We start from the raw sequence: 13,817 nt of genomic DNA, 5'->3' as shown, positions 1-13,817 counted from the left end.
AATCGGCGGCTGCAAGCCAAGAGCCAGCCCTACGCCGACTGTGTTTAAATACCCTTGCCGGGTATAACTAGAATTTGGGATTTCCTGACATGACCTCGCTCGACAGCTTCAAATGCCGCAAGACCCTCAAGGTCGGCAGCAAGACCTACGTGTATTACAGCCTGCCCGCCGCCGAGAAGAACGGTCTGAAGGGAATTTCCAAGCTGCCCTATTCGATGAAGGTGCTGTTGGAAAACCTGCTGCGCAACGAGGACGATCGCACGGTCAAGAAGGCCGACATCGTCGCGGTCTCGAAGTGGCTCAGGAAACGCAAGCTCGAGCATGAAGTCGCATTCCGTCCGGCGCGCGTGTTGATGCAGGATTTCACCGGCGTACCGGCGGTGGTCGACCTCGCCGCGATGCGCAACGCGATGCAGGCGCTCGGCGGCGACGCCGAGAAGATCAACCCGCTGGTGCCGGTCGATCTCGTCATCGACCACTCGGTCATCGTCAACTTCTTCGGCGACAACAAGGCGTTCGGCAAGAACGTGGTCGAGGAATACAAGCAGAACCAGGAACGTTACGAGTTCCTGAAGTGGGGCCAGAAGGCGTTCTCGAATTTCTCCGTGGTGCCGCCCGGCACCGGCATCTGCCACCAGGTCAACCTCGAATATCTCGCGCAGACGGTGTGGACCAGGAAGGAGAAGATGACGGTCGGCAAGAAGACCGGCACCTTTGAAGTCGCCTATCCCGACTCGCTCGTCGGCACCGACTCGCACACCACCATGGTCAACGGCCTCGCCGTGCTCGGCTGGGGCGTCGGCGGCATCGAGGCGGAAGCCTGCATGCTCGGCCAGCCGCTGTCGATGCTGTTGCCGGAAGTGGTCGGCTTCAAGCTGAAAGGCCAGCTCAAGGAAGGCGTCACCGCGACCGACCTCGTGCTGACGGTCACGCAGATGCTGCGCAAGCAGGGCGTGGTCGGCAAGTTCGTCGAATTCTTCGGCCCCGGGCTCGATTTCCTCTCGGTCGCCGACAAGGCGACCATCGGCAACATGGCACCGGAATATGGCGCGACCTGCGGCTTCTTCCCGGTCGACGCCGCGACCATCGATTATCTCAAGACCTCGGGCCGCAAGGCTGACCGCGTCGCTCTCGTTGCCGCTTACGCCAAGGCGCAGGGCTTGTTCCGCACCGCGAAATCAACCGATCCGGTGTTCACGGAAACCCTGACGCTCGATCTCAAGGATGTCGTGCCGTCGATGGCCGGCCCGAAGCGTCCCGAAGGCCGCGTCGCTCTCCCTGCGGTTTCCACCGGCTTCGCCACCGCGCTATCAGGCGAATACAAGAAGCCGGAAGGTGCCGAGAACCGTTATTCGGTCGAGAACCGCGATTTCGATCTCGGCCATGGCGATGTGGTGATCGCCGCGATCACCTCCTGCACCAACACTTCCAACCCGAGCGTGCTGATCGGCGCGGGCCTGCTGGCGCGCAACGCCGCCGCCAAGGGGCTGACGGCCAAGCCGTGGGTGAAGACCTCGCTCGCTCCCGGAAGCCAGGTGGTCGCGGAATACCTTGCCAATTCCGGCCTGCAGAAAGACCTCGACAAGGTCGGCTTCAATCTGGTCGGCTTCGGTTGCACCACCTGCATCGGCAACTCAGGTCCGCTGCCGGAGGAGATTTCGAAGTCGATCAACGACAACGGCATCGTTGCCGCGGCGGTGCTGTCGGGTAACCGCAACTTTGAAGGCCGCGTCTCGCCGGACGTGCAGGCGAACTATCTGGCGTCGCCGCCGCTGGTCGTGGCCTACGCGCTGGCGGGCACGGTGACCAAGGATCTCGCCGTCGAGCCGATCGGCACCGGCAAGGACGGCAAGCCGGTCTACCTGAAGGACATCTGGCCGACCACGAAGGAGATCAACGCCTTCATGAAGAAGTTCGTCACAGCCACGATATTCAAGAAGCGCTATGCCGACGTGTTCAAGGGCGACACCAACTGGCGCAAGATCAAGACGGTCGAGAGCGAAACCTACCGCTGGAACATGAGCTCGACCTATGTGCAGAACCCGCCCTATTTCGAGGGCATGAAGAAGCAGCCCGATCCGATCTCTGACGTGGTCGATGCGCGTATTCTGGCGATGTTCGGCGACAAGATCACCACCGACCACATCTCGCCGGCCGGCTCGATCAAGCTGACCTCACCGGCCGGAAAATTCCTCTCAGAGCACCAGGTGCGCCCCGCCGACTTCAACCAGTACGGCACGCGCCGCGGCAACCATGAGATCATGATGCGCGGCACCTTCGCCAACATCCGCATCAAGAACTTCATGCTGAAGGGCGCCGACGGCAATATTCCGGAAGGCGGGCTGACCAGGCACTGGCCCGACGGCGAACAGATGTCGATCTACGACGCGGCGATGCAGTACCAGCAGGAGAGCGTGCCGCTCGTCGTGTTCGCCGGCGCCGAATACGGCAACGGTTCGTCGCGCGACTGGGCCGCGAAGGGCACCCGCCTGCTCGGCGTCCGCGCCGTGATCTGCCAGAGCTTTGAGCGCATCCATCGCTCCAACCTGGTCGGCATGGGTGTGTTGCCGCTCACCTTCGAGGACGGCACATCGTGGACATCGCTCGGCCTGAAGGGCGACGAAAAGGTGACGATCCGGGGGCTGCAGGGTGATTTGAAGCCGCGCCAGACGCTGACGGCCGAGATCGTCTCCGGCGACGGCGCGCTGCAGCGCGTGCCGCTGCTTTGCCGCATCGATACTCTCGACGAGCTCGAGTACTATCGAAACGGCGGCATTCTGCATTATGTGCTGCGCAAACTGGCGGCTTAAACGCGGATTTGTGATCAGTGCCTCACTGCGAAGTGAGTAGCGAGCAGGAAGAAGGCGGCCTATGAAAAGGCCGCCTTCGCGCGTCTGGGGCACGCTTTCAGGATGTCAAATCATGCCCCGTAAAAATACGGACGGAAAACGCTACCACCGGTTCGACCTATGACAGCGATGATGGCCTACAACTGCATATCGCGATGGTCCGGTGCGCTCGGTGTCTGCGCGATCATCGCCGTCATCCGGCCGGCTCATGCCGATCCCCGCGCCGTGGTCGAGCTTTTCACCTCGCAGGGCTGTTCGTCGTGTCCGCCGGCCGACCAGATCGTCGGCGAACTCGCCAAGGATCCATCCGTCATCGCGCTGAGCATGCCGATCGACTACTGGGATTATCTTGGCTGGAAGGACACGCTGGCGGACTCGCGTTTCAGCGCGCGTCAGAAAGCCTATTCGCATGTGCGCGGCGACCGCAACCTCTACACGCCACAGATGGTTGTCAACGGCTCGACGCAGGTGATCGGCAGCGATCGTGCCGCCATCGACAGCGCCATCAAGAACACGAGCAAGGCCGAGGGCGTGATGTCGGTGCCGGTGACGATGACGTTGTCGGGCAAACTGATCAACGTCTCGGTCGAGGCGAGCAAGGTGTCGGCGACGGGTCGTGGCGAAGTCTGGCTTTGCTCGGTCTCCAGGGCGGTGCCGATTTCGATCGGGCGCGGCGAGAATCGCGGCCAACAAGTCACCTACTACAATGTGGTGCGCAATCTCGTGAAGGTCGGTGACTGGAACGGCGGTGCGGGAAGCTGGAGCATTCCGCTTGAAAATATCTCCCGCGACGGCGTCGATGCCGCGGTCGTCTATCTCCAGGACGGCAACCGCGAAAAGCCGGGCCCGATGCTCGGCGCTGCCTTCACCGCGCTCCACTGAGCTGATTAGCACTTGCGCTCGCCGTCAGGCGCGCATTTGCGCGACCCGTTGGCTGTGTGCCGAGTATGAACGACAGCTTGGAGGTGGAAGTCCTCTGTCTAGCCTGATGACGGCGAAGGACTAGCGAAGCGCAAGGGCGTCACCGCGAGGTGGGGTCTGAAGAAAGCGTGGAGCAAAGCCGCGGCCCGATGGACAAACACCGGATAACGAGGCCTGCCCGGCCGGACGAGCGAGCAGCCAATCGCGAAGTCCATGGTCATCAAAGGTCGGGGTGGTAGATCCGGCGGGCGTGCGGTGAAGGCGGTCGGTCTTACCTCGGGAGGTCTGCGCTGCGTCCCAGCTTTGGGACTGAGGCCGCCGCAAGGCGGCCTGACCGCAGCGCAGAAGTCAGCAGAGGGCGTAGTAGGCGGCAGCGCGCCGCCGAAGGCCTGAACGGTGGAAGCGGTTAGTAGAGCGGCGATCTCGTGCGAGCCATGCGGCAGAAGAACCAGGTCGAGCTGAACTTGGGCACCGGAGCGGAGGGTGAAGCCCGAAGCGCCGCCGCCCGAGAGCCCGAAGCGCGCCCGGCGAGAGCCTGTCCCGAACGCCCGGCGGTTGCGGGACCGTCGATGGAAGACGTGGTTGAGCGTGAGAACCTGAAGAAAGCGTTGGCGCGAGTGAAGCGCAACAAAGGTACGGCAGGCATTGACGGTATGAATGTCGATGACTTGTCGGCCTACCTGAAGGAGCACTGGCCTACGGTTCGGGTCCAGTTGCTTGAAGGCATCTACAAGCCGCAGCCGGTGTGGCGCGTCGAGATACCGAAGCCGTCGGGTGGCATGCGGCTGCTCGGCATTCCGACGGTGCTCGACCGCTTTATCCAGCAGGCGGTGATGCAGGTGCTGCAAGCCGACTGGGACGGAACGTTCTCCGAGACGAGCTTCGGCTTCCGGCCGAAGCGCTCGGCGCATCAGGCGGTAGAGCGGGCGCAGACGTATATTGCGTCCGGACACGCCATCGTCGTGGACATCGACCTGGAGAAGTTCTTCGACCGGGTCAACCACGATATCCTGATGGGGCTTGTTGCCAAGCGGGTTGCCGACAAACGCATCCTGAAGCTGATCCGCGGCTTTCTGACCGCGGGTGCGATGGAAGGAGGCCTTGTCAGCCCGACGGAGGAAGGCACGCCGCAGGGTGGGCCGCTCTCGCCGCTGTTGTCGAACCTGATGCTGGATGTGCTGGACAAGGAACTGGAGAAACGCGGCCATCGCTTCGTGCGCTACGCCGACGATTGCAACATCTATGTGCGCAGTCAGAAGGCGGGCGAGCGGGTGCTGGCCGGGATCGAGCGGTTCATCGAGAAGCGCCTCAAGCTCAAGGTCAACAAAGCCAAGAGTGCGGTTGCCAAACCGAGCGTTCGCAAGTTCCTGGGCTTCAGCTACACGAGTGGACGAAAGCCGCGACGGCGCGTTGCGCCGCAGGCCATCGCCCGCTTCAAGGCGAGAATTCGGGAGCTGACGCGGCGCACGCGTGGACGAAGCCTTGCGCAGATCGTCAAGGAGCTGTCGGTCTACCTCATCGGGTGGCGGGGTTACTTCGGCTTCTGCCAAACCCCGTCGGTGTTGCGCGCGCTTGAGGAATGGATCAGGCGGCGGTTGCGCGCCATCGCCTGGAAGCAATGGAAGTGTGGACCTGCTCGCTTTGCCGAGCTGCGACGCTGCGGCGTCGGCCGGGACCTGGCGGCGCGAACCGCCGGAAGCCCGCGTGGCCCTTGGCGGCTCGCAAGCAGCCCCGCGCTCACCACTGCAATGCCAATTGCTTTCTTCGGTTCACTCGGCCTGACTTCCATCACAGAACTACGACATGCATAATCCACCGAACCGCCGTATACGGACCCGTACGTACGGTGGTGTGGGAGGGGAGGAGCCGAGAGGCTCCCCCCTATCCCGATCCATCCGGGCCCGTTACCCCGTCTACGAATGCGGCGCTGATCAGCCAGTCATATTTTTGATGAGCGGTGGTTGCACGTCAGTGCTCGTGTTTCACGCGGCCTGGAACGGCGGCTGATGTCGCTGGAGCCGCTACCGCAAACGAAAAAGGACCAACTTTCGTTGGCCCAGTATCGGGATTAACTCCCTCTGCGAACAGGCCCGATCCCGACGGCCCCGGGGGGCTGGGGGCTGAGGAATCCGGAACCGAAAGGACCGGGCCAACGCAGGATTTTCTTGTCGCAACCTAGCGGGGCGGGCGGTTGGCGGAAGTGGGGCAGCAATAAGATTCCGCTAACGATCCCGTGAATCGATGTTTCCGTTGATGTCGGTGGTTCCAGCGCGGTTTCCTTCGTATTTGCACCCCTTGCGGCGTCCTGCGGTTAGCGCGATCATATCAATCGCATGACAGGAGGCGCTCCATGAGCTCGATATCGGAGGATACCGAACCAAGCGAAAGCCGCGCAGTGGCGCGCCCCGCCACTGCAGTCCCGCTGCCAAATCGTGTCACGTTCAATCGTCTCGAACTCAACCGCATCCTCAATCTGTATGGCCGCATGGTCGCCGACGGCGAATGGCGCGACTACGCTATCGACTTTCTGAAGGACCGTGCGGTGTTTTCGGTGTTCCGCCGCGCCTCCGAAGTCCCGATTTACCGGATCGAGAAGGATCCGCGGCTCGCGCGCAAGCAGGGCATGTACAGCGTGATCTCGGCGACCGGCCTGATCCTGCGCCGCGGCCACGAACTCGAGCGCGTGCTGCTGGTGATCGACCGCAAGCTGGCGCTGGTTTAGCCGGATCCCGTAGCCCGGAGGAGCCAACGGGTCGCGCGAATGCGCGCCCGACGACGAGCGCAATTGCGCTCGCGCAGTGATGACAGGCTCCGCGAAGTCTGGGAAGACTACACCCGCTTGCGAGACCATCCCGGATTGCGCGTCGCTCCATCCGGGTTACGGCTTTGAATTATATAATATATTTTGCCTGAGAGCGGGCTGTCCCCGACCTATCCCCCATGAAAGCGGGCGGTGGCAGGGCTAAGGCGGACCAGCGCCTGCAAGCAGCGCCGCCAGCTCCGCGCCTTCGAGGCGCGCCATGGCATCCGCGCCGCTGAACCGCCGCGTCAGCAACGCGTCGGCGATCCTGCGCACAACGTCCGCGTTCGCTCTCAGGGCCTCATCGGCCAGCCGGTAGCCCTCCGTGCGCGCCGTGCGGCGCTGGGCCTCGGGGATGCGCGCCAGAAACTTCCGCATCGCTCTGAAGTCGCCCATCTTCGTCGATCGCGGCGAAGGCGCGCTGAAAGCGTGCTCGGCCCTGCAGCCCGCAACGCAGACCGCGATATTCTTGGTGTCATCGTCGAAGGTGCGGCTATTCGATCCGCCGTTGCCGGTCGCCAAGTCGATCTCGACGAATGCGACATCCGCGCCGAGCGCGCGCGCGACGACAGCATGGCCAGCCTCGTGGGTCGCGAGAGCAAGGTTTTGGGCGTGAAAATATTCGACCAATTCGGCGAGGTCATCGTTCTCATCTTCCATCGCCGTCAACCAGCATCTGCTGACCAAAGAAGGGTGCCGCAGCGCCGCACCGCTTCATCCTCGGGAGTGTTTGGCACAATGGCTTCAAGGCTGACGTGGTGCCCCACAATTGCTTCAAGTTCCCGTCTCCAGTTGCCGTCAAGCGCGAAAAAGTTTCCCAGCGCCCAGTCGGTCCCGTCCGTCGCGGGCATCAGCGCAAGGGCAAGATCGACATCGCTACCTGGTCTTGACTGCCCGGTGGCGCGGCTGCCGAACAGCCAAAGTTCGCGAACGCTGCCGTTGTTGCTTGCCCACGAGCGAAGGTCGCGCAGCCATTCATCCTGCATATCCATCGCAATGATCACCGATAGTGCGCGAAGAGGTACCAGCCCAGCGCAGCCGCGCCGACGATGCCCCAGAAGGCCCAGAACTGCCGCGCATCTTTTGCCGCCTGCTGCTTGTTGTCCTTCCATTCCTGAATAATTTCGTCGCGCTGCTCGCCGCTGCGCGCAAGGTCGGAGCGGATCATTACCGACACGGCCTCGATCTGCTTTCCCAAGCGGTCCAGGCGAGCCATGATCATCGCCGTCAGCACGCCGATGATGACAAAGATCATCCAGTGCTCGTCGCTCATGCTGAAGCCCCCGATGCCTGCCGCATTTAAGGGGTGGCGCAAGTGGCGAGCAACCGGCGAGCGAAACTATCCCCGGCTTTCGAGCTGGATCGGACCGCGTAGGCCCGTCCCGGCTAGTCGGACGGCGAATGCTCGCTCCATCCGGGGGGCCGTTACCCCATCTACGACGCTACTTTGCATGGGGTTGTTTTCGCGATTTTGAGTCTGGGCCCTGCGGTGTACCGTCAAGAGGCGCTATGCCTTATCCAGACTACGAAGTGGGGACCGTCGTGCTGCCTTCGCCGAGCGCACGCTGCATCATGACCGTGTCCAGCCAGCGTCCGAATTTGAAGCCGACGCTCGGATGGGTTCCGATCATCTGGAAGCCAGTCTTGGCGTGAACCCCGATCGAACCGGCATTGGCGGAATCGCCGATCACGGCGATCATCTGCCGGTAGCCCCGCGCCTCGCATTCGGCGATCAGCCGCTGCATCAGTTGCAAGCCGATGCCCCGGCGGTGGGTCGAGGGCTTTAGATAGACCGAGTTCTCCACCGTGAAACGATAGGCCGGGCGCGGCCGATAAGGGCCGGCATACGCATAGCCGATCACATCGCCTTCGACCGAGGCCGCGAAATAGGGGAAGCCGCCGTCCATCAGGACACTGAACCGCCGGGTCATCTCGGCCAGATCCGGCGGGACAATCTCGAACGTCGCGGTGCCGTAGCGCACGGCATGCTCGTAGATTTCAGTGATGGCGGGGAGGTCGGCCTCGGTGGCGGGCCGGATTTCAGCGGCGGACATGGCGCAAGATTAGATTTTTTCGCGCAGAAGGGAAGTGGGTTTCCTCCTTCTCCGTTGTGGAAGCAGGAAGCGCCAAAAGAAAAGCCCCGGCCGCGAGGCCGGGGCTTAACTCGTGCCTGGTCGGTAGCGGCTAGTCGCGCTGGCCGAGGAGCTGCAGGAGCAGCGTGAACAGGTTGATGAAGTTCAGGTAGAGCGACAGTGCGCCGGTGATCGCCGCACGCTCCTCAACGTCAGCGCCTCCCGAAGCATAGCCATAGATGTACTCGTTCTTCAGCCGCTGGGTATCCCAGGCGGTGAGGCCCGCGAACACCAGTACGCCGACCACGGACACGATGAACTGCAGCATCGAGCTCGCCAGGAACAGGTTGACCAGGCTCGCGATGATGACGCCGATCAGGCCCATGAACAGGAACGACCCCATGCCGCTCATGTCACGCTTGGTGGTGTAACCGTAGAGGCTCAGCGCGCCGAAGGTCGCTGCGGTGATGAAGAACACCCGCACGATCGAGGTGTGCGTATACACCAGGAAGATCGACGACAGCGAAATGCCCATCAGCGCCGAGAACACCCAGAACAGCATCTGGGCGGTCGCCGGCCGCAGCCGGTTGATGCCGGCCGAGATCGCGAACACCATGGCCAGCGGCGCGAGGATGAACAGCCACTTCAGCGGGCTGACGAACATCGCATAGCCGAACTGCGTCAGGTAGGCGTTGCCGAACCTGGCGACGGCGCCGGCCTGATCGGTGGTCACCGCGGCCATGTAGACGCCGAGCGCGGCAAGGCCGGTGATCGCCAGGCCGATGCTCATGTAGTTGTAGATGCGCAGCATGTAGGCGCGCAGACCGGCATCGACGGCCGCGGCGTCAACGCGTCCGGCAGCCCGGCCGAAAGGAGATACGTAGTTACGGTCTAGGTCCGACATGGTCGAATTCCCGTTGGTTGCCCGGCGGTACGCAAGGGTTTGCGGCGCCGGTTAGATTTCTATCTCAGATGTCCCGATTTGCTGACATTAATTCCACGTCATCAAGCCGGCCCACTGATCTTGGCTGGTATGTGGGAAACTAACACATTCGACGCAAGCTTCCACGCGCGGCTGAATGTCGCTTCTACCGGCCAATTCCGCGTAAAAGCAGCGTTAACAGTGCCTTTTGCCGCTACAAATTGTCACAAATTCCGTAACACGCTGGCCGGCTTCTGGTTCAGGGCCAGCAACGTCCCGGCGAGCCCGAGCCCTACCGTGACAACCAGAGCAGCGGCGACCACGCCGGCGGCACTGCCGGCCTGCCAGATGAAGCTCAGCGTCATCAGCCGCGTGACGATCAGCCAGGCCGCAATCGAGCCCGCGATCACGCCGAACACCGCGGTGGCGAGGCCGATCATCAGGTATTCCAGCGCGTAGGCGCCAAGCAGCCGCGCCCGGGTTGCACCCAGCGTTTTCAGGATGACCGCGTCGTAGACGCGGTGGCGGTGGCCGGCGGCCAGCGCGCCGCCCAGCACCAGTATCGCCGAGATCAGCGTCACCGCGCTGGCGCCGCGGATGGCGAGCACGAGGTTGGTGATGACGGTCCCGACGGTTTCCAGCGCCTCGCGAACCCGGACGCTGGTCACCATCGGAAAAGCATCCGCCACCTGCTTGATGATCCGGGCATCGCCCGCCGGGTCCGGATGGACCTCGGACAGGGTCGCGACATGGCTGTGCGGCGCGCCCTTGAAGGCGTTGGGCGAGAATACCAGCACGAAATTGATGCCGAGCCCCTGCCAGTCGACGTTGCGCAGGTTGCTGATTTTGGCCGGAATGTCGCGGCCGAGCACGTTGACGACGATTTCGTCGCCGATTTTGAGCTTCAAGCCGTCGGCGATTTTCTTCTCCAGGGAGACCAGCGGCGGGCCGCTATAGTCCGCGCGCCACCATTCGCCCTCGACGACCTTCGAGCCTTTCGGAACATCGCCGGTATAGGTCAGGCCACGGTCGCTCTGCAGCACCCATTCGGAATCCTGCGACGGCTTGAGTTCGTCGGCCTTGACGCCGCGGGCGGCAACGATGCGCCCGCGCAGCATCGGCACGTCCTCAACAGTCGATTGCGGCGCGACCTGCTTGAGGAAGGCACCGAAGCGGTCGGCGTCGGCGGTCGGAATATCGATGAAGTAGAACGAGGGGGCGCGCTCCGGCAAAGCGGCCAGGAATTGCCGGCGCAAATTGCCGTCGATCTGGGTAATGGTGACCAGGACCGCGAGCCCGAGGCCGAGCGACATCACGACCGAGGGCGTCAGCGCGCCGGGCCGGTAGATGTTGGCAATCGCCAGCCGCAGCATCGTGATGCGGCTGCGTGGCGTGCGGCGTGCCAGCGCCATCAGCCCGGCGGCGACGCCACGCAGCAGCGCAAACACCGCGACCGAGGAGACGACGAACACGGCTGCGACCCGCTTGTCATAGGCAAGCCCGATGGCGACGGCGACCAGCAGCGCGATCACCACGGCCATCAGCGCGAGATAGGCCCAGCGCGGGCGGTGCCATTCGCGGGCGACCTCTTCGCGAAACAGCGCCGCAACCGGCACGTCATGCACCCGGCCGAGCGGCCATAATCCGAAGGCGAGCGCCGTGAGCAGGCCGTAGATGAACGACAGTGCCAGTTCGTCCGGATGCAGGGCGGGTATCACGGGCAGCGGCAGCAGCTTGCCGAACACGCCGACAATGACGAACGGCAAGGCCGCGCCGACGGCTAGCCCGATCACCGAGCCGACCGCGGCGAGCAGGATCACCTGCGTCAAATAGATCGTGAAGACGTCGCGACCGGTGGCGCCGAGCGCCTTGAATGAGGCGATGACGTCGCGGCGGCGGTCGATATGGCTCTTGACGGCGTTGGCGACGCCGACGCCGCCGACCAGAAGGGCCGCGAGGCCGACCAGCGTCAGGAACTGGGTGAAGCGATTGATGGTTCGTTCGAGCTGTGGCGACGCATTGCTGCTGCTGCGGATCCACCAGCCGGCTTCCGGCAGGGCGCTGCGCGCGCTCTCGATCAACTGGGTGGCGGCGCGATCGTCGGCGGCGTTGTCCGGCAGCTTCACGCGGTAGATCCAGCGCACCAGACTGCCGGGCTGCAACAGACCGGTGGCGCGCAGGCTCTGCTCGCTGACCAGAACGCGCGGGCCCAATCCGACATTGCCGGCGAGCTTGTCCGGCTCGGCGCCGACGACACTGCGGATCTGGAAGCTGGCGTTGCCGATGGTGATGCGGTCGCCGAGCTTCAGGTCGAGCCGCGCCAGCAAGGTCGAATCGACCGCCGCGCCGAACGCGCCGTCGCGCTCGGCCAGCAGACCAGCCATCGGCATTTTGGGATCGAGTGTCACTTCCCCGAGCATCGGGTAGTTGCCGTCCACCGCCTTGAGTTCGACCAGCGCCAGCTTGCCGTCATGGCTGCGGGCCATCACGCGCAGCGCCGCCGCGACCGAAACCTGGCCGCGCGCGCGCAGGAAGGCTGCTTCCTCCGGCTTGGCTTCGCGCTGGATCAGCGAGAACGCCACATCGCCGCCGAGCAGCGTACGGCCCTCGCGCGTCAAGCCCTCGCTGAGGCTGGCTGCGACCGAGCCGACGCCGGCAATCGCCATCACGCCGAGCGCGATGCAGGCGACGAAGACGTAAAAGCCGCGCAGGCCGCTTCGCAGTTCGCGAAGCGCGTAGCGCAGGGCAAGGGATGACGCGCGGCTGCGGTAAGCGGGTTCGGAAATGACGCTCATGAATGTCCGTCGATCCGGCCCGAGCGCAGCCGCACCACGCGGTCGCAGCGCTGCGCCAGCGAGGTGTCGTGCGTCACCAGCACCAAGGTCATGCCGCGCTCGGCGTGCTTGGTGAACAGCATGTCGACGATCTGCTTGCCGGTGGCTTCGTCGAGATTGCCGGTCGGCTCGTCCGCTACGAGTATTGCGGGATCGGGCGCCAGCGCCCGGGCAAGCGCCACGCGCTGCTGCTCACCGCCAGACAATTGCGTCGGATAATGATGCAGGCGGTCGCCGAGCCCGACGGACGTCAATTCCCGCGCCGCCCGCTCGGCCGCGTCGGGATTGCCGGCGAGCTCCAGCGGCACCGCGACGTTTTCCAGCGCCGTCATGGTCGGGATCAGATGAAACGACTGGAACACGATGCCGACCTGACGGCCGCGGAAGCGGGCCAGCGCGTCCTCATCGAGGGCATTGAACGGCGTGCCGTTGACCACCACCTCTCCGCTGTCAGGACGTTCCAACCCCGCCATCACCATCAGCAAGGTCGATTTGCCCGAGCCTGAGGGTCCGATCAGGCCGATCGCCTCGCCCGATGCCACACGAAGGCTGATATCTTTCAGGATATGAACGCGGGCGGCGCCTGTGCCGAGCGAGAGGTTGACGTTGGAGATGGAAATGGTGTCCGGCTCGAGGCCGGTCAGTGAAGAGGGTTCGATGCGACTGTCCATGGCTCGGTCATATGGCACTTCCACCACTCGGGTCGAGGGCTTGAAACGGATGTTTGCGCACATACGCGTGTTGATTGTGGCTTTGATGATGGCAGGCCCGGTTTTGGTCCACGCCCAGGCTCAAGTCCCAGCTCAAGGCTTGCCAACCGCGTCGGCCAAACCGGTCAAAATGGTCGTCCTTGGCGATTCCTTGAGCGCCGGCCTCGGCCTGCAGGCCACGGCGGCATTTCCCGCCCGCCTGCAAAAGGCGTTGGGCGACAAGGGGATAAAGGTCGATATGACCAATGCCGGGGTGTCCGGCGACACCACGTCCGGCGGCCGCGATCGGCTGGACTGGTCGATTCCCGAGGGAACCGAGGCGGTGATTGTTGAACTCGGCGCCAACGACGCGCTACGCGGGATCGATCCCGCCGTTACCCGTGCTGCATTGACCGATATCCTGGCGCGGCTGAAGGCGCGCAAGATTGCCGTTCTGCTGTGCGGAATGTTGGCGCCGCCCAATTACGGCAGCGAATACGCCGCGCGTTTCAACGCGATCTATCCGGAGCTTTCCAAATCCTTCGGCGTTCCACTCTACCCGTTCTTCCTGGAAGGGGTTGCCGCAGATGCCAAACTCAACCAGGCGGACGGCCTGCATCCGACCGCAGAGGGCATCGATGTCATCGTCAAAAATATTCTGCCTATGGTGGAGGCATTTCTCGGCACGATCTCCGGGCAGAGGAGTTGAAAAGGATGCAAACGAAAAACG

At 63.6% G+C, this 13,817-nt stretch carries 12 protein-coding genes; 5 read left to right on the top strand and 7 right to left on the bottom strand.

Translation table 11 applies throughout. The annotated features are described in order from the left end of the window. Nucleotides 1-89 precede the first annotated feature (89 nt). The 4 genes from acnA to V1288_RS10860 all read left to right on the top strand — a co-directional run bounded on the left by acnA (nucleotide 90) and on the right by V1288_RS10860 (nucleotide 6,492). A complete protein-coding gene (acnA, locus tag V1288_RS10875) occupies nucleotides 90-2,810 on the top strand; it encodes an aconitate hydratase AcnA (RefSeq protein WP_334357038.1) in 2,721 nt (906 codons plus the stop codon). Nucleotides 2,811-2,969: 159 nt separating this feature from the next. Then, nucleotides 2,970-3,731, top strand: coding sequence for a DUF1223 domain-containing protein (locus V1288_RS10870; RefSeq protein WP_334357037.1), 762 nt, complete (start codon nucleotides 2,970-2,972; stop codon nucleotides 3,729-3,731). Nucleotides 3,732-4,204: 473 nt separating this feature from the next. Then, the gene (ltrA, locus tag V1288_RS10865) at nucleotides 4,205-5,581 is read left to right on the top strand and encodes a group II intron reverse transcriptase/maturase (protein ID WP_334355225.1); all 1,377 of its coding nucleotides are present in this window, start codon (nucleotides 4,205-4,207) and stop codon (nucleotides 5,579-5,581) included. Between the two features lie 539 nt (nucleotides 5,582-6,120). Continuing rightward, a complete protein-coding gene (locus V1288_RS10860) occupies nucleotides 6,121-6,492 on the top strand; it encodes a DUF2794 domain-containing protein (protein WP_334357036.1) in 372 nt (123 codons plus the stop codon). A 240-nt stretch (nucleotides 6,493-6,732) separates the two neighbouring features. Here the strand turns inward: V1288_RS10860 and V1288_RS10855 are convergent, their stop codons facing one another. The 7 genes from V1288_RS10855 to V1288_RS10825 all read right to left on the bottom strand — a co-directional run bounded on the left by V1288_RS10855 (nucleotide 6,733) and on the right by V1288_RS10825 (nucleotide 13,069). After that, the gene (locus V1288_RS10855; protein WP_334357035.1) at nucleotides 6,733-7,230 is read right to left on the bottom strand and encodes a hypothetical protein; all 498 of its coding nucleotides are present in this window, start codon (nucleotides 7,228-7,230) and stop codon (nucleotides 6,733-6,735) included. 5 nt (nucleotides 7,231-7,235) lie between these two features. Beyond that, nucleotides 7,236-7,562, bottom strand: a complete 327-nt coding sequence (locus V1288_RS10850) for a nucleotidyltransferase family protein (protein ID WP_334357034.1) — start codon at nucleotides 7,560-7,562, stop codon at nucleotides 7,236-7,238. Between the two features lie 8 nt (nucleotides 7,563-7,570). Then, on the bottom strand, nucleotides 7,571-7,843 hold the full coding sequence (locus tag V1288_RS10845) for a hypothetical protein (RefSeq protein ID WP_334357033.1): 273 nt from the start codon (nucleotides 7,841-7,843) through the stop codon (nucleotides 7,571-7,573). 250 nt (nucleotides 7,844-8,093) lie between these two features. Beyond that, a complete protein-coding gene (locus tag V1288_RS10840; RefSeq protein ID WP_334357032.1) occupies nucleotides 8,094-8,624 on the bottom strand; it encodes a GNAT family N-acetyltransferase in 531 nt (176 codons plus the stop codon). Nucleotides 8,625-8,754: 130 nt separating this feature from the next. After that, entirely contained in the window at nucleotides 8,755-9,546 is a 792-nt protein-coding gene (locus V1288_RS10835; RefSeq protein ID WP_334357031.1) for a Bax inhibitor-1/YccA family protein, read from the bottom strand. A 242-nt stretch (nucleotides 9,547-9,788) separates the two neighbouring features. Continuing rightward, a complete protein-coding gene (locus tag V1288_RS10830) occupies nucleotides 9,789-12,359 on the bottom strand; it encodes an ABC transporter permease (protein WP_334357030.1) in 2,571 nt (856 codons plus the stop codon). Then, nucleotides 12,356-13,069: an ABC transporter ATP-binding protein gene (locus V1288_RS10825; RefSeq protein ID WP_334357029.1), complete on the bottom strand. Its 714-nt coding sequence runs from the start codon at nucleotides 13,067-13,069 to the stop codon at nucleotides 12,356-12,358. Before V1288_RS10825 ends, V1288_RS10830 begins: the two co-directional genes overlap by 4 nt. Between V1288_RS10825 and V1288_RS10820 the strand changes: the two genes are divergently transcribed. Further along, on the top strand, nucleotides 13,068-13,796 hold the full coding sequence (locus tag V1288_RS10820) for an arylesterase (RefSeq protein WP_334361273.1): 729 nt from the start codon (nucleotides 13,068-13,070) through the stop codon (nucleotides 13,794-13,796). The genes V1288_RS10825 and V1288_RS10820 overlap by 2 nt on opposite strands. Nucleotides 13,797-13,817 lie beyond the last annotated feature (21 nt).

Source organism: Bradyrhizobium sp. AZCC 2176 (genome assembly GCF_036924645.1).
In the GTDB taxonomy this organism is placed as follows: domain Bacteria; phylum Pseudomonadota; class Alphaproteobacteria; order Rhizobiales; family Xanthobacteraceae; genus Bradyrhizobium.
This window is presented reverse-complemented; position numbering and strand designations above follow the sequence as displayed.